Source organism: Photobacterium iliopiscarium, from assembly GCF_003026395.1.
Classification (GTDB): Bacteria; Pseudomonadota; Gammaproteobacteria; order Enterobacterales; family Vibrionaceae; genus Photobacterium; species Photobacterium iliopiscarium.
Map to the genome: position 1 here is coordinate 64,171 of NZ_PYOO01000013.1, position 22,019 is coordinate 86,189.

At 40.8% G+C, this 22,019-nt stretch carries 19 protein-coding genes; 12 read left to right on the top strand and 7 right to left on the bottom strand.

Features of this window, described 5'->3' with window-relative positions:
* Positions 1-7 precede the first annotated feature (7 nt).
* The 11 genes from bamA to C9J51_RS15985 all read left to right on the top strand — a co-directional run bounded on the left by bamA (position 8) and on the right by C9J51_RS15985 (position 14,638).
* Positions 8-2,413, top strand: a complete 2,406-nt coding sequence (gene bamA, locus C9J51_RS15935) for an outer membrane protein assembly factor BamA (protein WP_045037464.1) — start codon at positions 8-10, stop codon at positions 2,411-2,413.
* Positions 2,414-2,430: 17 nt separating this feature from the next.
* Positions 2,431-2,940 (top strand): OmpH family outer membrane protein, encoded by a 510-nt coding sequence (locus tag C9J51_RS15940; protein ID WP_045037463.1) that lies wholly within the window; start codon positions 2,431-2,433, stop codon positions 2,938-2,940.
* Between the two features lie 103 nt (positions 2,941-3,043).
* Positions 3,044-4,072 (top strand): UDP-3-O-(3-hydroxymyristoyl)glucosamine N-acyltransferase, encoded by a 1,029-nt coding sequence (gene lpxD / locus C9J51_RS15945; protein WP_045040361.1) that lies wholly within the window; start codon positions 3,044-3,046, stop codon positions 4,070-4,072.
* A 93-nt stretch (positions 4,073-4,165) separates the two neighbouring features.
* Positions 4,166-4,621, top strand: coding sequence for a 3-hydroxyacyl-ACP dehydratase FabZ (fabZ, locus tag C9J51_RS15950; protein WP_045037461.1), 456 nt, complete (start codon positions 4,166-4,168; stop codon positions 4,619-4,621).
* Positions 4,618-5,406, top strand: a complete 789-nt coding sequence (gene lpxA / locus C9J51_RS15955) for an acyl-ACP--UDP-N-acetylglucosamine O-acyltransferase (protein WP_045037460.1) — start codon at positions 4,618-4,620, stop codon at positions 5,404-5,406. The genes fabZ and lpxA overlap by 4 nt, the downstream gene beginning before the upstream one ends.
* Positions 5,406-6,548, top strand: a complete 1,143-nt coding sequence (lpxB, locus tag C9J51_RS15960; protein WP_045040360.1) for a lipid-A-disaccharide synthase — start codon at positions 5,406-5,408, stop codon at positions 6,546-6,548. Before lpxA ends, lpxB begins: the two co-directional genes overlap by 1 nt.
* 5 nt (positions 6,549-6,553) lie before the next feature.
* Positions 6,554-7,165 (top strand): ribonuclease HII, encoded by a 612-nt coding sequence (rnhB, locus tag C9J51_RS15965; RefSeq protein ID WP_045040359.1) that lies wholly within the window; start codon positions 6,554-6,556, stop codon positions 7,163-7,165.
* 120 nt (positions 7,166-7,285) lie between these two features.
* The gene (gene dnaE, locus C9J51_RS15970; protein WP_045040358.1) at positions 7,286-10,765 is read left to right on the top strand and encodes a DNA polymerase III subunit alpha; all 3,480 of its coding nucleotides are present in this window, start codon (positions 7,286-7,288) and stop codon (positions 10,763-10,765) included.
* A gap of 70 nt (positions 10,766-10,835) precedes the next feature.
* A complete protein-coding gene (gene accA / locus C9J51_RS15975; RefSeq protein ID WP_045037456.1) occupies positions 10,836-11,795 on the top strand; it encodes an acetyl-CoA carboxylase carboxyl transferase subunit alpha in 960 nt (319 codons plus the stop codon).
* Between the two features lie 144 nt (positions 11,796-11,939).
* Complete coding sequence (gene tilS, locus C9J51_RS15980) at positions 11,940-13,256, top strand: tRNA lysidine(34) synthetase TilS (protein ID WP_045040357.1); 1,317 nt, start codon at positions 11,940-11,942, stop codon at positions 13,254-13,256.
* A 170-nt stretch (positions 13,257-13,426) separates the two neighbouring features.
* Positions 13,427-14,638, top strand: a complete 1,212-nt coding sequence (locus tag C9J51_RS15985) for an aromatic amino acid transport family protein (RefSeq protein WP_045040356.1) — start codon at positions 13,427-13,429, stop codon at positions 14,636-14,638.
* Between the two features lie 69 nt (positions 14,639-14,707).
* Here C9J51_RS15985 and C9J51_RS15990 read toward each other — a convergent pair whose 3' ends face one another.
* From C9J51_RS15990 to metN, 7 genes are all read right to left on the bottom strand, one after another.
* Positions 14,708-14,896, bottom strand: coding sequence for a DUF4250 domain-containing protein (locus C9J51_RS15990; protein WP_045037453.1), 189 nt, complete (start codon positions 14,894-14,896; stop codon positions 14,708-14,710).
* 3 nt (positions 14,897-14,899) lie between these two features.
* Entirely contained in the window at positions 14,900-15,103 is a 204-nt protein-coding gene (locus C9J51_RS15995) for a YaeP family protein (protein WP_045037452.1), read from the bottom strand.
* Positions 15,104-15,288: 185 nt separating this feature from the next.
* Positions 15,289-17,004 (bottom strand): proline--tRNA ligase, encoded by a 1,716-nt coding sequence (locus C9J51_RS16000; protein WP_045040355.1) that lies wholly within the window; start codon positions 17,002-17,004, stop codon positions 15,289-15,291.
* A gap of 126 nt (positions 17,005-17,130) precedes the next feature.
* A complete protein-coding gene (gene tsaA / locus C9J51_RS16005; RefSeq protein WP_045040354.1) occupies positions 17,131-17,832 on the bottom strand; it encodes a tRNA (N6-threonylcarbamoyladenosine(37)-N6)-methyltransferase TrmO in 702 nt (233 codons plus the stop codon).
* A gap of 99 nt (positions 17,833-17,931) precedes the next feature.
* On the bottom strand, positions 17,932-18,747 hold the full coding sequence (locus C9J51_RS16010) for a MetQ/NlpA family lipoprotein (protein WP_045040353.1): 816 nt from the start codon (positions 18,745-18,747) through the stop codon (positions 17,932-17,934).
* A 61-nt stretch (positions 18,748-18,808) separates the two neighbouring features.
* Positions 18,809-19,495 carry a methionine ABC transporter permease gene (locus C9J51_RS16015; RefSeq protein ID WP_045040352.1) on the bottom strand — a complete coding sequence of 229 codons (687 nt, stop codon included), beginning with the start codon at positions 19,493-19,495 and terminating at the stop codon, positions 18,809-18,811.
* Positions 19,485-20,519: a methionine ABC transporter ATP-binding protein MetN gene (gene metN, locus C9J51_RS16020; protein ID WP_045040351.1), complete on the bottom strand. Its 1,035-nt coding sequence runs from the start codon at positions 20,517-20,519 to the stop codon at positions 19,485-19,487. The genes C9J51_RS16015 and metN overlap by 11 nt, the downstream gene beginning before the upstream one ends.
* 305 nt (positions 20,520-20,824) lie before the next feature.
* Here metN and gmhB point away from each other — a divergent pair, with 305 nt between their 5' ends.
* A complete protein-coding gene (gene gmhB / locus C9J51_RS16025) occupies positions 20,825-21,382 on the top strand; it encodes a D-glycero-beta-D-manno-heptose 1,7-bisphosphate 7-phosphatase (RefSeq protein ID WP_045037446.1) in 558 nt (185 codons plus the stop codon).
* Positions 21,383-22,019 lie beyond the last annotated feature (637 nt).

A 22,019-nucleotide genomic window follows, 5' to 3' on the forward strand; every position in this document is an offset into this window, starting at 1 on the left:
TACAGTAATGGCGATTAAAAAACTGTTAGTCGCATCGCTGCTTTTAACAAGTAGCGTTGCGCATAGCGCGGAAAATAAATTTGTTGTTGATAACATTCGTTTTGAAGGTCTTCAGCGAGTCACTATGGGCGCAGCATTATTAAAAATGCCTGTTCGAGTTGGCGACACTGTTGATCCGCAAGATATTTCAACACTGATCAAATCTCTTTATTCTTCCGGCAATTTTGAAGATATTAAGGTCTATCGAGACGGTAATACGTTATTGGTTGATGTGAAAGAGCGTCCAACGATTGCTGATATTACTTTTGCTGGCAATAAAGCTATCAAAGATGAGCAGTTAAAAGAGAATCTCGAATCATCAGGCTTACGTGTTGGTGAAGCGCTAGATAGAACAACATTATCCAAGATTGATAAAGGTCTGGAAGATTTCTACTACAGTGTGGGTAAATATAATGCCACAGTAGAAGCGGTTGTGACGCCTTTGCCTCGTAATCGTGTTGATATTAAATTTGTCTTTACTGAGGGTGTATCCGCTAAAATAAAGCAGATTAATATTCTTGGTAATCATGTTTTCAGTGATGCTGATTTGGTTGGTAAGTTCAAACTTAAGGACAGTGTTCCTTGGTGGGACTTTATGGCCAATGAAAAGTATCAGAAACAAGTACTGCAAGGCGATTTAGAAACATTACGCTCACAGTATCTCAATAATGGTTATTTAAAGTACCGCTTAGAATCAACGCATGTTGCTATTTCTCCTGATAAAAAAGGCGTGTACATTACTTTAAAAATTCATGAAGGTGAGCAATACAAGGTTAAAAACGTTAAGTTCCAAGGTGACGTTACAGGCCGTGTTGCTGAATTTGATAAGTTAGTAACGTTTAAAGCGGGCAGTGTTTACAATGGCGCTGAAGTAACAGCATTAGAAGAAGCGGTTAAGCGTGACTTAGGTAAAGCAGGTTATGCTTACCCTAAAGTGACCATCATGCCTGAGTTTGATGATGCAGCACATCAAGTATCCTTGATCGTGAATGTTGAACAAGGTAAACGTGTGTATGTGCGAAATATTGAATTTAGTGGTAATAACACCACTAAAGATGAAGTATTACGCCGTGAAATGCGTCAGATGGAAGGTTCATGGCTCAATGCTAAATCAATTGAAACGGGTAAGCAGCGTCTAAACCGTACTGGTTTCTTTGAAAATGTTGATGTTCAAACCGTCCGTGTTCCTGGTTCTGATGATCAGGTTGATGTGAAGTACAACGTTAAAGAAGCAAACTCTGGCAGTGTTAACTTCGGTGTCGGTTACGGTACTGAATCAGGTATTAGTTTCCAGGCAGGTTTAACCCAGAAAAACTTCTTGGGTACAGGTAATTTATTTGGCATTAATGCAATGACCAATGATTACTCTAAGAACATTAGCCTTGAATACAAAGATCCGTACTTCACGATTAACAACGTTAGTCTTGGTGGTAAGATTTACTACAACGAGTTTGAAGCATCAGATGCTAATATCTCGGATTACACCAACCAAAGTTACGGTGCAAGTTTAACATGGGGCTTCCCATTTAATGAATTGAACTACTTTGATTTTAGCTTGGGTTATGATCATAACAAGATCTCTAATATTCAAGATTACTATCAGATCGAGCAATTTAAGAAGATTCATGGCTTTGATGAAAACAGTGATAATGCGATTGAACTTGATGACTTCAGCTGGAGTATTTCATGGACGCGTAACCATTTAAACCGTGGTTATTTCCCAACATCAGGTAATTACCAGAATGCATCATTTAAGATGACCATTCCGGGGTCGGATTCACAGTACTTCAAGACGCAATATGATGTGCGCCAGTACATTCCATTAACAGAAAAACAAGATTACACCTTATTACTTCGTGGTAAGTTGGGTTACGGCAACGGTTACGGTAAGACAGATAATGGCAGCGATCAACTAATGCCATTCTACGAAAACTACTATGCGGGTGGTTTTACAACTATTCGTGGTTTCCGTTCTAATACTGTTGGACCTAAAGCGGTTTATGGTCAAGGCCAAGGTAACAACCAACAAGGTGTTGTTAGTGATGAGTCGACAGGTGGTAATGCTATCGCTCTAGCGAGTATGGAATTAATTGTTCCAACGCCATTTGCTTCACAAGAAGTGAAAAACCAAGTACGTACCAGCTTTTTCGTTGATGCTGGCTCAGTATGGGATACTGAATTCCATCCTGATTATACCAATGCAAGTTCATTACCTGATTATTCCGATCCAGGTATGATTAGAGCGTCTTACGGTGCTGCATTACAGTGGATGTCCCCAATGGGTCCACTTGTATTCTCGGTTGCGAAACCAATCAAGAAATACGAAGGGGATGATGAAGAGTTCTTCACATTCACCATTGGTCAGTCATTCTAATTATTAAGGAGAGTCTTTTGAAACAGTGGATTAAAGCAGCAAGTTTAGGTTTAGTAATTTTATCTTCATCTATGTATGCCAATGCAGCAGAAGCAGCACAAAAAATTGGTTATGTGTCTACAGGTCAGGCAATGTCTGAGCTAGCAACGCGTTACAAAGTGCAAGAAAAGTTACAAAAAGAATTCAGTGGCCGTGTCGCTGCTTTGCGTTCGATTGAAGGTAAAATGAAAACCAAAATCGAAAAAATGAAGCGTGATGGTGAGCTAATGACACCAACACAACGTACTGATATTCAACGTCAACTTGCAGCACTTGATTCTGATTATAAGCTAAAAGCAAAAGCATTATCAGAAGATCAGCGCCGTCGTGGCATGGAAGAAGAGCAGAAGTTAGTTAAGAAGATCCGTACAGCTATCAACACTGTAGCGAAGAAAAATGGCTATAATGTTGTGCTAGACGCACAAGCGGTATTGTTTGCAAATAAGAGCGATGACTTATCATCTAAAGTTATTGCTGCCGTAAAATAAAACAGTAACCCTGTGGTAAACGTTGTAGCTGACAAGTTCAGCTACAACTTTTAATCTAACAGCCACCTTTATGTGGCTGTTGTTACAAGAGAGATAGAATAAAATGGCTGTAATTACTCTTGCTGAGTTAGCGGATAAATTAGGTGCAGAGCTCCATGGCGATGGCACAATTGAAATTCACTCGATTGCCTCGATGGGCAAAGCTGCTACAGGGCAAATAACGTTCCTTTCTGATAGCAAGTACCGTCAACAGCTTACTGAGTGTCAAGCGGATGCAGTAATGCTACGAGAAGCGGATGTCGAGTTTTTCCACGGTAATATGCTCGTCGTAAAAGACCCTTATCTTAGCTATGCATTGGTAGCACAACTTCTTGACACAACACCTGCTGCCGCGACTGATATTGCAGCATCAGCGTATGTTGATCCAACGGTTATTGTGGGTAGTCATGTTGCTATTGGTCATAATGCGGTGATTGAAGCCGGAGCGCAATTGGGCGATAACGTTCAAATTGGTGCTGGCTGTTTTATTGGTAAAAACGCGATTATTGGCAATAACACCAAATTGTGGGCGAATGTCACTGTTTATCATAATGTCGTTATTGGCGCTCACTGTCTTGTACAATCAAGTACGGTTATTGGTGCTGATGGTTTCGGTTATGCGAATGATAAAGGTGAGTGGGTTAAGATCCCGCAGCTCGGTTCGGTACGTATTGGCGATCGGGTTGAGATCGGTGCTTGTACTACCATTGACCGTGGTGCGTTAGAAGATACCATTATTGCTGACAATGTAATTATTGATAATCAGATGCAAATCGCCCATAACGTGCAGATCGGATATGGTACGGCAATGGCGGGTGGTACTATTGTTGCCGGTAGTACTACAATTGGTAAGTACTGTATTATTGGTGGCGCCTCTGTACTTAATGGTCATATTAAGATTGCTGATGGCGTAACTATTACTGGCATGGGAATGGTGATGCGTAGTATTGAAGAAAAAGGTATGTATTCTTCAGGTATTCCGCTACAGCCCAATAAAGAGTGGCGTCGAACAGCTACCCGGGTTCATCGAATTGATGATATGAATAAACGTTTAAAAGCGGTTGAAAAACAACTTAAAGCTAAAGACGAATAATTTTTTATTATCATTAATTGGCCTGCCTTTGTGTAGGCCATTTTGCATTTTCATCTCATATTTTTTATATCTTTTTAAGACAGGAATTTAGTTTTGACGACCGAAAATAAGACGTTAAACATTACCGAAATTCAGGCACTTCTTCCTCACCGTTACCCATTTCTTATGATTGATCGCGTTACCAATTATGATGAAGGTAAAACGTTAACCGCGATTAAAAATGTGTCTGTCAATGAACCACAATTTACGGGTCACTTCCCTAATATGCCAGTATTTCCTGGTGTGTTAATTTTAGAAGCGATGGCACAAGCAACAGGTTTATTAGCGTTTAAAACCTTTGGTGCACCAGCAGAAAATGAGCTGTATTACTTTGCAAGTATTGATAAAGCAAAGTTTCGTAAACCAGTTGTACCTGGCGATCAAATGATTCTAGAAGTTGAATTTATTAAAGAACGTCGTGGTATCGCGTTATTTAATGGTATCGCTAAAGTTGATGGCGAAACAGTATGCTCAGCAGAGCTTAAATGTGCGAGACGAGTATTCTCATGATTCATGAAAGTGCGAAAATTCATCCATCAGCTGTGATTGAAGATGGGGTGATCATTGGCGCTAATGTCACTGTTGGCCCGTTTACTTATATTGCAACAGGGGTTGAAATTGGTGAAGGCACTGAGGTGATGTCTCATGTTGTCATCAAAGGTCCAACGGTTATCGGTAAAGATAATCGTATCTTCCCGTTTGCGATTGTCGGTGAAGAGTGCCAAGACAAGAAATTTAGTGGTGAAGCAACACGCTTAGAAATTGGTGATCGTAATGTGATCCGTGAAAGTGTTCAAATTCACCGTGGTACTACACAAGATAAGGGCGTTACTGTTGTTGGTAACGATAATTTATTATGTGTAAATGCCCATATTGCCCATGATGTGGTTGTTGGTAATCATACTCATATTGGTAATAACTCTATTTTAGGCGGTCATGTTACTGTTGGCGATTATGCTGGTGTAATGGCATTGTCTGCGATTCATCCATTCTGTACTGTGGGTGCTTATAGTTACATTGGTGGTTGTTCTGCGGTTGTACAAGATGTACCGCCGTATGTATTAGCCCAAGGTAACCACGCGAAACCCTTTGGTTTGAACATTGTTGGTTTACAGCGTAATGGGTTTGAAAAACCAGAACTACATGCTATCCGTCGTGCTTATAAAGAAATTTACCGTTCAGGAAAAACACTGGCAGAAGTAAAACCTGTTCTTGCTGAAATGGCGAAAGATTGGCCGTCAGTTGGACGTTTCTCTGAACTTCTTGATAATTCAGAACGCGGTATTATTCGCTAATGACGAAGCCTCTTCGAATAGCGATTGTCGCCGGAGAAATTTCCGGCGATATTTTAGGTGCTGGTTTTATTCAAGCCGTAAAAGCACAATACCCAGATGCCGAATTTGTGGGTATTGCGGGCCCTCGTATGCAAGCTCAAGGCTGTGAAGCACTGTTTGATATGGAAGAGCTTGCGGTGATGGGAATTGTAGAAGTTCTGGGGCGATTACCACGATTATTCAAAGTAAAAGCTGAGCTTGTTAAGTATTTTAGCGATAATCCACCGGATGTGTTTGTCGGTATTGATGCGCCAGATTTTAATTTACGGCTTGAAAAAGATTTAAAAGATCGTGGTATTAAAACCGTACATTATGTTAGCCCATCAGTATGGGCTTGGCGTCAAAAACGGATTTTTAAAATTGAAGCCGCCACTAATTTAGTATTGGCTTTTTTGCCATTTGAAAAAGCATTTTACGATAAATTTAATGTGCCATGTCAGTTTGTTGGTCATACCATGGCCGATGCTATTCCACTACAAACGGATCAAATTGCTGCTCGTGAATTACTTGGCTTAGATTCCACTAAACGCTGGTTAGCGGTGCTTCCTGGTAGTCGTGGCAGTGAAATGGCGATGCTCGCTGAGCCCTTTATTGAAACCTGTAAAAAACTTAAAGCAAAACATCCTGAGTTAGGCTTTGTAGTCGCATTGGTGAATGAAAAACGTCGTGCTCAATTTGAACAAGCATGGCAAGCGACTGCGCCTGAATTAGATTTTGAATTAGTGGATGATACTGCTCGAAATGTCATGATAGCGGCGGATGCGGTGTTACTCGCATCAGGTACGGTCGCATTGGAATGTATGTTAGTTAAGCGACCAATGGTGGTGGGCTATAAAGTGAAGCCACTCACTGCGTGGATTGCCAAGCGGATGCTAAAAACGAAGTATGTTTCATTACCTAACATCATGGCTGATCGTGAATTAGTGACCGAACTACTTCAAGATGACTGTACGCCAGATAAGTTGTTCTATGAAGTTGATAAAATCCTTTATGGTGATACAACGGCATTAATGGCGCAGTTTGAACACATGCATAAAACCATTCGTTGTAATGCTGATGAGCAAGCAGCAAAAGCAGTGTTGGCATTAATCGATAAGGCATAGTTATTATGGCTGAAAAACAAGACTTTCCTCCTTTTGTATACCCTCAAGCTGATTGTATTGCGGGTGTTGATGAAGTGGGCCGTGGTCCATTAGTCGGTGCAGTCGTTACGGCGGCAGTAATTCTAGATCCTAATAATCCAATTGTGGGATTAACCGATTCTAAAAAACTCAGTGAGAAAAAACGCAATTTGCTGTTTGATGAAATCAAACAAAAGGCACTTGCGTGGTCACTTGGTCGCTGTGAAGCAGATGAAATTGATCAGTTGAATATTTTGCAAGCGACAATGGTTGCTATGCAACGCGCTGTAGCTGGGCTACATATTCAGCCTGATTTTGTATTGATCGATGGCAATAAAACCCCAGCACTACCGATGGCAGCACTAGCGGTGGTTAAAGGGGATTTACGGGTTGACGAAATCAGTGCCGCGTCAATTATTGCCAAAGTTACTCGCGATCGTGAAATGGAAATTCTTGATGCAGAGTTTCCACAATATGGGTTTGCTAAGCATAAAGGCTATCCGACTAAAGCGCACTTTGCCGCTTTAGAGCAATACGGTGCGATTGAGCAACATCGAAAAACATTTAAACCTGTTAAGCGCGTACTGGGTCTTGATTAAGTCCTTGTGATTGCGTGATAAAAAGGCGAACCATTTGGTATCGCCTTTTTTTATACGACGAATGACTACTCGATCGGGTATAATTTTTGTTAATTAAGTAATGTAATGAATTAGGTTGTCATGGCAGAACCACGTTTTATCCACCTTCGAGTTCATAGTGATTATTCAATGATCGATGGCTTGGCGAAAGTGAAACCTATCGTTAAGCGCGCCGCTGAACTTGGCATGCCAGCACTGGCTTTAACTGATTTTACGAACCTGTGTGGGTTAGTGAAGTTTTATTTTGCAGCCCATGATGCGGGCATAAAGCCGATTATTGGTGCTGATTTTAAAGTACAAAGCCAAGAAATGGGTGATGAGCTGTTTGAGCTCACTATTCTCGCAGCTAATAATGAGGGCTATAAAAACCTGACATTATTAATTTCAGAAGCGTATCAGCGTGGTCATGTTCAACATCAACCTGTGATTGATAAAGAATGGCTGATTAAGCACCGTGAAGGGTTAATTATCTTATCAGGTGGTAGAACGGGCGATGTTGGGCGTGCATTACTTAAAGGTAATCAACAGCTAACAGATGCTTGTGTCGCTTTTTATCAAACCTATTTCCCTGACAACTATTATTTAGAATTGGTTCGCACTGGACGTGTTGATGAAGATGCTTACCTTCATTTTGCGATTGAATTAGCGGAACAATATGATTTGCCAGTGGTAGCAACGAATGATGTGCGACTACTTAACGCTAATCAATTTGATGCCCATGAAATACGTGTTGCTATCCATGATGGTTATACCATGGTCGATCCTAATCGACCTAAGCTTTACAGTGAACAGCAATACTTGCGCAGTGAAGATGAAATGTGTGAGTTGTTTGCTGATATTCCTGAAGCATTACAGAACTCAGTAGAAATTGCTAAACGATGTAATGTGACTGTTCGCTTAGGGGAGTATTTTCTACCAAACTTCCCGACCGGTGATATGAGTATCGAAGACTTCTTGGTGACTAAATCTCAGCAAGGTCTTGAAGAGCGACTTGAATTTCTATTTCCTGATCCAGAGGTTCGCGCCCAACGTCGTCCTGAATATGATGAACGTTTGGAAATCGAATTGAAAGTTGTTAACCAAATGGGATTTCCGGGTTACTTCTTGATCGTAATGGAATTTATTCAGTGGTCAAAAGATAACGATGTACCTGTAGGCCCAGGTCGAGGGTCAGGTGCTGGTTCATTAGTGGCATACGCGTTAAAAATCACTGACTTGGATCCGTTAGCATTTGACTTACTGTTTGAACGATTCCTTAACCCTGAACGTGTATCCATGCCCGATTTCGATATCGACTTTTGTATGGATAAACGTGACTTAGTGATTGATCACGTTGCTGAAATGTATGGTCGTAACGCGGTATCGCAGATCATTACTTTTGGTACGATGGCCGCTAAAGCCGTTATTCGTGATGTGGGTCGTGTGCTTGGGCATCCATATGGCTTTGTCGATCGTCTTTCGAAGTTAATTCCGGCAGAACCTGGAATGACGCTTGAAAAAGCGTTTGAGGTTGAACCTCAACTGGGTCAAGCTTATGAAGCAGATGAAGAAATTCGTGATCTGATTGATATGTGCCGCATTTTAGAAGGTGTGACGCGTAATGCGGGTAAGCATGCTGGTGGTGTGGTTATTTCACCGACAACCATTACTGATTTCTCACCACTATATTGTGATGCGGAAGGTAATAACCCAGTAACCCAGTTTGATAAAAATGATGTTGAAACGGCGGGTTTAGTGAAGTTTGACTTCTTAGGCCTGCGAACACTCACCATCATTGATTGGGCGTTAGGGATGATTAATCCTCGCCGAGCAGAGCAAGGGTTAGATCCCGTTAATATTGCAGCAATTCCAATGGCAGATAAAAAGTCATTTGATATGTTACAACGCTCGGAATCAACCGCAGTATTCCAGTTGGAATCCCGTGGTATGAAAGATTTGATCAAACGTCTACAACCCGACTGCTTTGAAGATATGATCGCCTTGGTGGCATTGTTCCGCCCGGGTCCATTACAATCTGGCATGGTAGATAACTTTATTGACCGTAAGCATGGTCGAGAAGCGGTATCTTACCCTGATGAAAAATGGCAACATGAGTCGTTAAAAGAAATTCTTGATCCAACCTACGGTATTATTCTGTATCAAGAACAGGTAATGCAGATCGCACAGGTGTTGGCTGGCTATACGCTAGGTGGCGCAGATATGTTGCGTCGTGCGATGGGTAAGAAAAAAGCCTCTGAAATGGCTAAGCAACGGGCAGTGTTTGAGCAAGGAGCTATCGACAACGGTGTTGATGGCGAATTGTCGATGAAAATCTTTGACTTGGTAGAGAAATTTGCCGGTTATGGTTTTAACAAATCACACTCCGCTGCTTATGCGTTAGTGTCATATCAAACGTTATGGCTGAAAGCCCATTATCCCGCTGAATTTATGGCGGCGGTAATGACTGCTGATATGGACAACACCGATAAGATCATTAGCTTGGTTGATGAATGTCACCGCATGAATCTTAAATTATTACCGCCAGATGTGAATAAAGGTCTGTACCGATTCAATGTTGATGACGAAGGTGCCGTCGTTTATGGTATTGGCGCGGTTAAAGGTGTTGGTGAAGGCCCGATTGAAAATATTATCAGTGCCCGTGAAAAAGACGGTCACTTTAAAGATTTATTTGATTTCTGTGCTCGTATTGACACTAAACGGGTGAATAAGCGTGTTTTAGAAAAGTTAATTAAATCGGGTGCGTTAGATCGACTGGGTCCTAATCGTGCGGCGATGTTAGCGACGCTTGATGATGCGATTAAAGCCGCGAGCCAACACCATAAAGCACAAGCATCGGGCCAAGAAGATCTGTTTGGCGTTTTAACTGAAGCGCCTGAAGAAGTTGAACATGCTTATGCTAATATTGCCGAAGCGCCAGAAAGTGTTTGGTTGGAAGGTGAACGGGAAACGTTAGGATTATATTTAACGGGTCACCCTATTAATGCTTATATTTCAGAATTAAAACATTACACCACTTGGCGTTTAAAAGATGCGCAACAAACAGGACGTGATAAAGTAGCGTCTGTTGCCGGGCTAGTTATTGCCGCTCGCGTGATGACCACTAAGCGTGGTAGCCGTATTGGCTTAATGACATTAGATGATCGTTCAGGTCGCATGGAGGTGATGTTATTTACCGATGCTCTTGATCGTTACATGGATTTGCTCGAAAAAGACAAAATAGTGGTCGTATCTGGACAGGTCAGCTTTGATGATTTCAATGGTGGCCTTAGAATGTCAGCTCGTGAAGTACTCGATATTTCAGAAGCACGAGAAAAACATCTTCGTGGTGTCGCTATTTCGGTAACAGAAGAGCAAATCGACGAACAATTTTTTTCCCGTTTCAGCCAAGTGCTGGAACCGCATAGAGCAGGTACTGTACCTGTACATATGTATTATCAGCGCTCGAATGCTCGGGCCAAGTTTACCTTAGGAACAGAGTGGCGCGTAACGCCTGCCGATAAATTATTGTCGGATTTAAAAATGCTCTTAGGTGATAAACAGGTCGAGCTTGAGTTTAATTAAGTTAGCTTGTTATTTGTGGTAGGGTATAGCAAACCCTATCATTAAAATAAGCAAAAGGATTTTAAGTGGTATGAGCCTGAACTTCCTCGAGTTTGAACAACCGATTGCAGAATTAGAAGCAAAGATTGAAGCACTGCGTGATGTATCGCGTCGTGATGAATCTAACTCGGTTAATCTTGAAAAAGAAATTGAGCAACTAGAAAAGAAAAGCCTCGAATTAACTAAGAAAATCTTTGGTGATCTTGGTGCCTGGCAGGTTGCGCAACTCGCACGCCATCCTCAGCGCCCATATACTTTTGATTATGTCGAGCACATGTTCGAAGAGTTTGATGAATTAGCTGGTGATCGTGCTTTTGCTGACGATAAAGCGTTAGTCGGTGGTATTGCGCGTATTGATGGTCGTCCAATTATGGTTATTGGTCATCAAAAAGGACGTGGTACAACTGAAAAAGTTAAACGTAATTTTGGTATGCCAAAACCTGAAGGTTATCGTAAAGCATTACGCCTTATGAAAATGGCTGAGCGTTTTAGAATGCCAATTGTTACTTTTATCGATACGGCAGGTGCTTATCCTGGCGTTGGTGCAGAAGAACGTGGTCAATCAGAAGCAATTGCAACCAATCTAAAAGCAATGTCGGGTCTTACTGTACCTGTTATTTGTAATGTGGTGGGTGAAGGTGGTTCTGGTGGTGCATTAGCGATTGGTGTGGGTGATTGCGTTAACATGTTGCAATACTCAACCTACTCAGTTATTTCACCAGAAGGTTGTGCATCGATTCTATGGCGTGATGCTGATAAAGCCCCACAAGCTGCTGAAGCGATGGGACTGACAGCGCCTCGTTTGAAAGAACTTGAGCTGATCGATAATATTATCGAAGAGCCATTAGGTGGTGCACACCGTAATGTGCCATTAATGGCAAATAGCTTAAAAGCACAAATTAAAGCGACACTAGAAGAGTTAGACCAGCTTGATACTGAAGCCCTACTTGAACGTCGTTACCAACGTTTAATGAGTTACGGTTACTGCTAACCGTTATTATTTAAACGTCTCAAGAAGGTCAGCATTGATGCTGGCCTTTTTTTATATTTTTAGGTTCGCCAATGCTGTTTGTTAGTGTTGGTTAATCTGCTGCTGGTATAATCTAGACAATCTGTCTTTCGAAGATATAAGCCAATGTTGTATTCTCATTTTTGTCATCAAATATTTGCTCATCCACCACAAACAAAACGGTTAGTGTTAGCGTTGAGTGGTGGTTTAGATTCACGGGTGATGTTGGATTTATTAGCCCGATTTATTCGTGAACATTCGAGTTACCATGCACATGCCGTTTATGTTCATCATGGACTCAGTACCAATGCTGATCGTTGGGCGCAGCAATGTGTCTCTTGGGCAACGGCAAGCGGTATTGAATGTGATATTGAGCGAGTACATTGTGAATTAGGCGGTGGTGCAAGCGTTGAACAAGCCGCACGTGATGCTCGCTATCAAGCATTATCAAACCATATTCAAGCTGGTGATACATTACTCACCGCGCAGCATGCTGATGATCAAATTGAAACGGTATTGTTAGCCTTAAAACGGGGCAGTGGTCCGGCGGGGTTAGCGGCAATGCCTGTGTTAACAACGTTTGCTCTAGGGCAACACTTACGGCCGTTATTAACCATTAGCCGTGCAGATATTGAAGCCTATGGTACTCAGCATCAATTACAGTGGGTTGAAGATGAAAGTAATCAAGATCAGCGTTACGATCGTAATTTTATTCGGCATCAAATAACACCCTTGCTAAATGATCGCTGGCCGGGAATTCGTAAAGCGGTCAGTCGTAGTGCACATTTATGTGGTGAACAAGAAGGCTTATTAGAAGAGTTATTAAGCTATCAACTCCAACAAGCACTACAGGCTGATGGTAGTTTACGTATTACGGAAAATATCAGTGCTCGTTTAGGGATGGCGCTTATTCGTCAATGGCTGAAACAGCAAGCGGTGATCATGCCGTCACTGGCACAGCTTGAACAAATTTGGTTTAATTTAGTGCAGGCCAAAGTCGATGCTAATCCACAAGTGTGTTGGCAACAGTATCAAGTACGTCGTTACCAACAGCAGTTATATCTCTTAGAACAATGGTCAGACATTAGTGATTGGCAGCATGAAGTGATCATTAACCAACCATGCCAATTACCACAAGCATTAGGGTGTGTGTGTTTGCAGCAACAAGCCCAAGCAGGGTTACGTTTACCTTATGCAGATGAAGTGGTCTCGATTCGGTTTGATTATTTAGGCCCAGAGATAAAACCACAAGGCCGCAGTGGTAAGCGTAAGTTTAAAAAATTACTCCAAGAATATCAGGTGCCGAGTTGGTTACGTCGCCGTACACCAATGCTATTTTATGGTGAGCAATTAGTTGCGATGGCTGGGGTGTTTGTTGTGGATGAGTTTATTGCTCCAGTAACAGCAACCACAACGGTGCAATTTATATGGCAACGTTCATAATTCCTTGATTGGCTCTTTTTATAATAAAACTGCATATGTTAATTTATTTAACATATGCAGTTGTTAAATAAATATTTATTCAGATCGATATTCTTTTATTGCTAAAATATTCGAGGCATATTATCGTACTAGTTCGCTGATACAAAATAGATGCTAATAAAGGATAGAACATGAGTAAACCATCGACACTTGGAGGTGCATGCATTATTGCTAGTGTGTGCGTAGGTGCAGGCATGCTTGGATTGCCAAGTGCAGGTGCTGGCGCATGGACATTATGGACTGTACTTGCGATCTCAGTAACGATGGTGATGATGACGTTATCAGGGTGGTTATTACTTGAAGCATTAAAACATTATGATTTTAAAGTTTCATTTAATACCATTACAAAAGATGTACTTAAAGGCAAAGTGAATGCGATCAATAACCTCTCGCTGTATTTTGTTGGTGGTATTTTACTTTACGCTTATATTTCTTCATCAGGCATGATTTTTGGCGGTGTATTTGATATTAATGCCAAATTAGCATCAGTATTATTTGTGATCGCATCGTCTGTTTTTGTACTTCATTCAACTCGCGCCGTTGATCGTATTTCAGTTTTATTAATTATTTTTATGGCGATCAGCTTTATTATTGGTATATCTGGTTTAGCGACTAATATTCAGGTGCCCACTTTACTTGATAGTCTTGATTCACAAACCAGCCTTTCTCCTTATGCTCTCGCTATTTTGCCAGTAGCATTAACCTCTTTTGGTTATCATCATTCGGTAAGCACCATGCGTGATTATTACCGTGATGAAAATCGTGCCAAAAACGCTATTTTAGGCGGCACCTTGATTGCATTAACGTTTTATGTGATTTGGGTGGTGTGTATTTTTGGTAATTTACCGCGTACACAATTTGGACCCATTGTCGCCGCTGGTGGTAATGTTGATGCGTTAATGACAGCATTGGGCGGGGTGGTGAACTCTAACAGTATCAAACAAGCTTTAAATATTTTCTCAATTGCCGCTGTGGTGTCATCATTTATTGGTGTTGGTTTAGGGGTTTTTGATTATCTGGCTGATTTCTTTGGTTTTGAAGACACTCAACAAGGCCGCTTTAAAACTTGGGCGGTGACCTTTATTCCACCATTAGTGTTTTCATTGTTTGCCCCATTTGGATTTGTAGCGGCGATTGGATTAGCGGGTGCTGCTGCGACGATTTGGACCTGTATTATTCCAGCATTGTTAGCGAAAAAACTGCGTCAGCGTCAACCTGAACAACAAGGGTTTGTTGTACCTGGTGGCAATGTTACCATTTATGCGGTGATTATTTTTGGCGTGCTAACGGCTATTTTCCATATCTTAGCCATGGCGAACATTTTACCCGTATTCAACGGTTAATATTGAAAAATGAATAAAAAAACGGCAGTTTGACTGCCGTTTTTTTGTTTTTAAATAGGAGATGATACGTTAACGAAACTGTTGTACTTCAGGTAAAAAATCAAATCCACCCGTCGCTAATTTTGCAATTAATTGTTCACGATCGATATCAAAAAATTTTACTAAATTATCGAGGGTATTAAATTCATCACGGATCTTCATGTTGATGATACTCATCAGCATTATTGTGTCCATGGTTTCAAATTTTGATAGATCCATCGTTTAGTCCTCGTGATCACTGATAAGTAAATTCGCAGCAGCAAAAGCGGCACGTTCACGTACCTCTAATGGCAATTCAGTATTGGTGGCAATATCATTCAATGTTTTAATTGCACACTTAATTGCCGTGGGAATATAGCCTTGATCGCCACTGCCAATTTGAGAGTAAGTCATTCGAATTAGCTCACAACATTGATAAACTTGCATGGTCTTTCCTTTGCCTAAAAATATTCACATAAGATCAGTGTGACGAATGTTATGTGGATATACTTAAGTAGTTATTGTATTGAATATTATCATAGCCGTGAAAGAGATAAAAAATGTTTATGATAATTCAGCTATAAAAAAAGCTGCCTAAATGGGCAGCTTTTTTAAAATTATATGGTTGTTAATTAAGCCATTTTTTGCTTAAGAAAGTCCATAACATCAGCAGCAACAACTGCTTCTTTAGTACCAGTACGACGGTTCTTATATTCCATCTCACCATTTTCAAGGCTACGATCGCCAATCACGATAGTGTGAGGAATACCGATTAATTCCATGTCAGAGAACATCACACCTGGACGTTCTTTACGATCATCAAATAATACTTCGATACCCATTGCAGTAAGATCTGCGTATAGCTTCTCTGCTGCTTCTTGAACGCGCTCTGATTTGTGCATGTTCATTGGTACGATAGCCACTTGGAAAGGCGCTAGAGCGTCTGGCCAGATGATGCCGTATTTATCGTTGTTTTGCTCGATAGCTGATGCCACAACACGTGATACACCGATACCGTAACAACCCATTTCTAGAATTGAACTCTTACCGTTTGAATCAAGTACGCTACAGTTCATCTTATCAGAGTAAGTGGTACCTAACTGGAAGATATGACCGACTTCGATACCACGTTTTAGCATCAACGTACCTTGACCACATGGGCTTGGATCGCCTTCAACTACGTTACGTAGATCATCAACACGACCAAGTTCAACGTCACGACCCCAGTTGATACCGATGTTGTGTTTACCATCGATGTTAGCACCAGCAGCAAAGTCACTCATTACTGCAACAGTGTGGTCAACGATAAACGGTAGTTCAAGGCCTACAGGACCTAGAGAACCCGCACCCGCGCCGATAAGCTCACGCATTTCTTCTTCAGTTGCCATCTCTAATGGCGATGCAACTTCTACAAGGTTTTCTGCTTTGATTTCGTTAAGTTCGTGGTCACCACGGATGATCAATGCAACGATAGGTGCGTCGATTTCATCAGAAGCTTTAACGAATAACGTCTTCACTGTTTTTTCGATAGCAATGCCATGTTGTTCAACCAATTCTGCGATAGTTTTCGCATTGGGTGTATCAATCACTGTCATTGCTTGTGTTGGTTCTGCGCGCTCAACAGCAGGTGCGATAGCTTCTGCTTTTTCGATGTTAGCAGCGTAATCAGATTCAGTAGAGAATGCGATTAAGTCTTCGCCACTTTCAGCCAGTACGTGGAACTCTTGAGAACCATTACCACCGATTGCGCCTGAATCTGCCAATACTGGACGGTATTCAAGACCCATGCGATCGAAAGCTTTACAGTAAGCAGCATGCATTGTATCGAAAGACTTTTGTAGGCCATCTTTATCGATATCAAAGCTGTAAGCATCCATCATGCAGAATTCACGAGCACGCATTACACCAAAACGAGGACGACGTTCATCACGGAATTTCGTCTGAATTTGGTATAGGTTTAGCGGCAGTTGCTTGTAAGAACTTACTTCATTACGCACAAGGCTAGTGATAACTTCTTCAGCGGTTGGGCTAAGTACAAACGGACGGAAATGACGGTCAGTAAAGCGAAGTAGTTCAGGGCCCATTTTTTCAGAGCGGCCTGTCTCTTCCCATAGTTCAAACGGCTGAACAACGGGCATCAAGGTTTCGATTGCGCCTGCATTGTCGATTTCTTGGCGAACGATGTTTTCGACTTTACGCAGCACACGCAGACCTGTAGGTAGCCAAGTGTATAAACCTGAAGCTAACTTACGGATCATGCCTGCACGTAGCATTAGTTGATGACTAATGACTTCTGCGTCGTTTGGCGTCTCCTTCAGGGTAGAAAGAAGATATTTACTGGTACGCATTGATGGTATCCGTTATTGATGAAAGGAAAGAGAAGGAACTGATGTTCCACCCGTCAGTATCATGACGATAGCCTGTTATATTACCAGTCTCGACGCTATTCGCCAAAGATAACTACATAAGATCTATTATTGATTAATGGTATCGATACTAATTACGGTGATCACAGGTTCTGAAACCGTAAACTGGACATTAAAATCAAATAAGTTAACGGCATAAGTTTTATTATCAGATTTGCCTTTTTTGTACGCGGGGCGTGGATCTTGCGCTAAGACTTCGGTGATCACCGCGCGATGATAATCCGCTTTTTTACCTGATAACTGTTGCTGGGCGTTAAGGTTAAATTCTACGATTAGGGTTGGTGGTTGCTCTGAAGCAAAGCCACCTAATGCATCAGGTAAACTGTCGGAGTAGGGAATATAAGGTTTAATATCAATGATTGGCGTGCCATCAACTAGATCGGCGCCACCAATATCAATAATGACTTGACCATTATGATGACGTACTCCTTTTAATTTAACGGCAGACATACCGATACCGTTGGGGCGAAACGTCGCACGGCTAGCAAAAACACCAATCCGCTCATTACCGCCAAGACGAGGTGGACGAACTGTTGGACGCCATCCTGCTTCTAAGTTTTGATCAAATAAAAATAATAACCAAACATGACTAAATTGCTCAATGCTTCGTACTGCTTCTAGTGAATTAGCAAGACCTTGTAATACAATTTCACAATTGGCACTTGGCACTAATCCTGGTTGGCGAGGGACTGCGAATTTTTCTTTATAAGGGGAGTGGACGATACCGATAGGTTCAATGCTATAAGCCATTAAATTAGCCAATTATACGCTGAAAGTAATCTTATAATATAACATAAAAAAAGCAGGCACTCAGGCCTGCTCTTGATGTAAAAAGGTTAAGTAAGGCGATTACCAGCCCTTCACTGCTCCACCATTAAAAATGGTTTGCGCTGAGTTATAAACCTCATCAGATTGATAAGCTTGAATGAATTTTTGAACATTTTCTGCTTTGACGTTATCTTCACGGGCGACAATGATATTGACGTAAGGTGATTGTTTGTCCTCAACGAACACGCCATCTTTTTCTGGGGTTAGGTTTAAACTACTCGCATAAGTGGTATTGATAATAGCCAGTGCAACATCATCTAATGAGCGTGGCAATTGTGCCGCTTCAAGTTCAACGATTTTTAGATTTTTAGGATTACCAATAATGTCTAATACGGTGGCTGATAAACCAGCATCGGGTTTGAGTGTGATCAAACCTTGCTGTTGTAGCAATAATAATGAACGGCCAAGGTTGGTTGGATCGTTGGGAACCGAAATTTGATCGCCATCTTTTAATTCATCAACCGATTTAATTTTAGTGGAGTAACCCGCAATAGGGTAAACGAATGTGTTGCCCGCAATCGCAAATTTATAACCACGATCCTTGATCTGTTGTTCAAGATAAGGTTTGTGCTGGAAGGCGTTGGCATCAATAGAACCTTCTGCTAATGCAGCATTAGGTGATACGTAATCTGTGAAAGTGACTAACTCTACATCAAGCCCATATTTATCTTTGGCTTGTTTCGCTGCAACTTCGGCTACTTGCTCTTCAGCTCCCGCCATGACACCAATTTTCACTTTAGTGTTATCAACGGGGGTTTCTTGTTCGCTACAACCTGTTAATGCGATAGCTGCGGCAACACCGGCAATGGCAAAAAGATGTTTAAGATTGAACGCCATAGTATTTCTCCTTAAATGGGCTTTCCCTGATGGTGTAACTATAAAGAATAAGTTCGAGTTTTTAACGATGATCAACGCGTTTGACGAAGTGATCACCAATAGATTGAATAAGCTGTACTAAAATAACGAGCATAATGACGGTGATTGCCATGACGGTGCCATCAAAACGCTGATAACCATAACGAATACCCACATCACCTAAACCACCTCCGCCTACTGTACCCGCCATTGCGGAATAACTGATTAAGGTCACTAAAGTAATGGTGATCGCATTAATAATGCCGGGTAAAGCTTCAGGTAATAATACTTTGGCAATGATCTGCATCGGTGTTGCACCCATTGCTTGTGCCGCTTCAATTAATCCTGTTGGAATTTCTAATAATGCCCCTTCTACTAAACGAGCAATAAAAGGAATTGCTCCAACAGTCAGTGGCACAATGGCGGCGGCGGTACCAATGGAACTGCCAACCACAAATCGAGTAAAAGGGATAATGGCAACCAATAAGATAATAAACGGAATTGAACGGCCGATATTGACCACAATACCCAGTATTTTATTTAAAACAGGGTTTTGCCATAAACCATTTTTTTTGGTGAGGTGTAATGCGACACCAAGAGGAATACCAATAACAAAGCCAATTAAACCGGACACCAACACCATGGTTAAGGTTTGTCCCAATGCTTCGATAAGTAATTCAGTTAGGCGTTGATTGCTCTGCCACCATGTTGTTATTGCATCAAGCGACATATCCTAGTACCTCAACATTTAATTTGTGATCACGTAAAAACCTAATAGCGTTATCAATGGCGGTTTGAGTACCAAAGAACTCAGCGAGCATTAATCCAAACTTAACCCCGCCGGCATAATCCATATTTGAACTGAGAATACTGATATCAAGATTAAATTCGCGTGCGACTTGGCTAATTAACGGCGCATCAACAGAGTCTCCAGTAAATTCAAGCCGAATAAGGGGATAACTTCCTTTGACCGAGGTCGGTGTCATTCTTAATTGATAATCTTCCGGAATCGATAAATCTAACGTTGAGCGAATAAAAGCTTTTGCTAAGTCGGTTTTAGGGTGCGCAAAAATGTCACCGACAAGACCTTGTTCTACTAATTCTCCATCACCAATGATTGCGACTTGATGACAAATACGTTTAACGACATCCATTTCATGGGTGATTAATAAAATAGTTAAGTTTAGTTGTTGATTAATTTTACGTAATAACGACAGTATTGATTGGGTTGTTGCTGGATCAAGTGCGCTGGTGGCTTCATCACACAATAAAACTTTAGGATCAGAGGCTAAAGCTCGTGCGATAGCAACCCGTTGTTTTTGACCACCGCTTAAGTTTGATGGATAAGTATTACGTTTATCTTCTAAACCAACGAGTGACAGTAATTGCGTCACTTTGGTATTGATTTCGAGTGTTGAAAGACCAGCAAGCTCTAGTGGTAATGCAATATTGGCAAAAACAGTGCGAGATGATAGCAAATTAAAATGTTGGAAAATCATGCCAATTTTACGACGAGCTAATGTTAATTCGTTAGATGAAAGGGCGGTTAAATCAATACCATCAACAATGACATTACCCGTCGTTGGTTTTTCTAATAAATTCACACAGCGGATCAGGGTGCTTTTTCCTGCTCCTGATGAACCAATGACCCCGAAAATTGTTCCCTGTTCTATGGTGAGATTAATGTCTTTTAGCGCATTTATTGCTTTCTCACCTTGATAGAACACTTTATTTACTTGTTTTATTTCTATCATTGAAGGTCCTGATTGATTAGATGCCACCTATTATATACAACTCATGTTATACAATGATTGTTGTTAATAATTGGTTGTATTAGTTAAAATGTATCGACTTCTGTTAACTTGATGCTATTTCGAATCGGTTTTTAAGTCAATAGCTATTTTTACGGCTAGACGTCTAAACGGATTTGATATTTATAACAACGTTAACTTCAATGATAATCAGCCTTGTCGGGGTGAGAACTAATACTTTTCGATGCCAACTCGTGCCATAATCATCATAATATTTAATTAATATCTAATTTATTGAGGGCTTTCTTGTGGCCAAACCTGCTGTCTTTATTGATCGCGATGGCGTAATAAACGTTGATCGTGGCTATGTACATACTGTTGATGATTTTGAATATATTGATGGTGTTTTTGGTGCATGTAAAAAATTCAAAGAAATGGGTTACTTACTTGTTTTAGTCACCAATCAATCAGGTATTGCTCGCGGTATCTTCAGTGAGGATGATTTCATCTCTTTAACTGAATGGATGGATTGGAATTTCGAAGATCAAGGTATTGAACTTGATGGTATTTACTATTGCCCACACCATGCAACTGAGGGTAAAGGTGAATATTTACAAGATTGTGATTGCCGTAAGCCAAACCCTGGCATGTTGATATCAGCACAAAGTGACTTGAATATTGATATGTCAAAATCACTGATGATTGGTGATAAAGCGGATGACATGAAAGCGGCAATTGCTGCAGATGTTGCTTTTAAAGTGCTAGTTCGAACAGGTAAAGCGATCACTGAAGAAGGTGAAGCTTTAGCTGATGCTGTTTTTGACGGCATCAAAAATGTTCCGATTTGGTTATCACAACAAGCATAATTGTTGCGAGATAAAGCAGTAGTTAAGCTACTGCTTTTATTTTTTATTATCAATAATGCCTTGCAGCACACCCTCGTAATTATTCCTACCATTGTGAATCATAACGTTTATATTTCATCTTCATTTTCTTTGCTTCTTTATTTAACGTCTTGTCATTTTCAATTTTCATTTCAATCATTTTTAATCGCTAACAATATTCAATTTAGATGCAGGATTAAATGAAGTAATCATCATGTTTTGATTAAAAAATGGATGAAACATAAACTTTTGAACAAAAAAAAAGCGGTTGATTATTTTAGAGTAAAAAAACTATTGTCAGGATCAAAAATCCCCCTATAATGCGACCTCACTGATACGGACAACGGCGCAAGCGGTTACCGAAAGTCAGTGTTGTTCTTTAACAATTTGACCATGCAATCTGTGTGGGCACTCACTGAATAGTTAAGTCGAAAGATTTATCAATAAACTGAGTGACCAATACAAAATGACCCAATCTATTTATAGAGAAGATTATTTTGGCACAGTTATTTAATTATCATTTTTTAAATGATAAAAAGCTTTAATTTACTACGGTATTTAAAGTCAGTATTTATTGAGCCGGTCGAAAGACCAACAAAACTTTAATTGAAGAGTTTGA

Excerpts from the sequence above, each read along its gene's own strand:
- C9J51_RS16015 (WP_045040352.1), bottom strand. The coding sequence starts at position 19,495 with ATGTCGCTTGATGCAATAACAACATGGTGGCAGAGCAATCAACGCCTA.
- tsaA (WP_045040354.1), bottom strand. The coding sequence starts at position 17,832 with ATGGCTTATAGCATTGAACCTATCGGTATCGTCCACTCCCCTTATAAA.
- metN (WP_045040351.1), bottom strand. The coding sequence starts at position 20,519 with ATGATAGAAATAAAACAAGTAAATAAAGTGTTCTATCAAGGTGAGAAA.
- dnaE (WP_045040358.1), top strand. The coding sequence starts at position 7,286 with ATGGCAGAACCACGTTTTATCCACCTTCGAGTTCATAGTGATTATTCA.
- lpxB (WP_045040360.1), top strand. The coding sequence starts at position 5,406 with ATGACGAAGCCTCTTCGAATAGCGATTGTCGCCGGAGAAATTTCCGGC.
- rnhB (WP_045040359.1), top strand. The coding sequence starts at position 6,554 with ATGGCTGAAAAACAAGACTTTCCTCCTTTTGTATACCCTCAAGCTGAT.
- tilS (WP_045040357.1), top strand. The coding sequence starts at position 11,940 with ATGTTGTATTCTCATTTTTGTCATCAAATATTTGCTCATCCACCACAA.
- lpxD (WP_045040361.1), top strand. The coding sequence starts at position 3,044 with ATGGCTGTAATTACTCTTGCTGAGTTAGCGGATAAATTAGGTGCAGAG.
- C9J51_RS15985 (WP_045040356.1), top strand. The coding sequence starts at position 13,427 with ATGAGTAAACCATCGACACTTGGAGGTGCATGCATTATTGCTAGTGTG.
- accA (WP_045037456.1), top strand. The coding sequence starts at position 10,836 with ATGAGCCTGAACTTCCTCGAGTTTGAACAACCGATTGCAGAATTAGAA.
- C9J51_RS16000 (WP_045040355.1), bottom strand. The coding sequence starts at position 17,004 with ATGCGTACCAGTAAATATCTTCTTTCTACCCTGAAGGAGACGCCAAAC.
- C9J51_RS16010 (WP_045040353.1), bottom strand. The coding sequence starts at position 18,747 with ATGGCGTTCAATCTTAAACATCTTTTTGCCATTGCCGGTGTTGCCGCA.
- bamA (WP_045037464.1), top strand. The coding sequence starts at position 8 with ATGGCGATTAAAAAACTGTTAGTCGCATCGCTGCTTTTAACAAGTAGC.
- lpxA (WP_045037460.1), top strand. The coding sequence starts at position 4,618 with ATGATTCATGAAAGTGCGAAAATTCATCCATCAGCTGTGATTGAAGAT.
- C9J51_RS15995 (WP_045037452.1), bottom strand. The coding sequence starts at position 15,103 with ATGCAAGTTTATCAATGTTGTGAGCTAATTCGAATGACTTACTCTCAA.
- C9J51_RS15990 (WP_045037453.1), bottom strand. The coding sequence starts at position 14,896 with ATGGATCTATCAAAATTTGAAACCATGGACACAATAATGCTGATGAGT.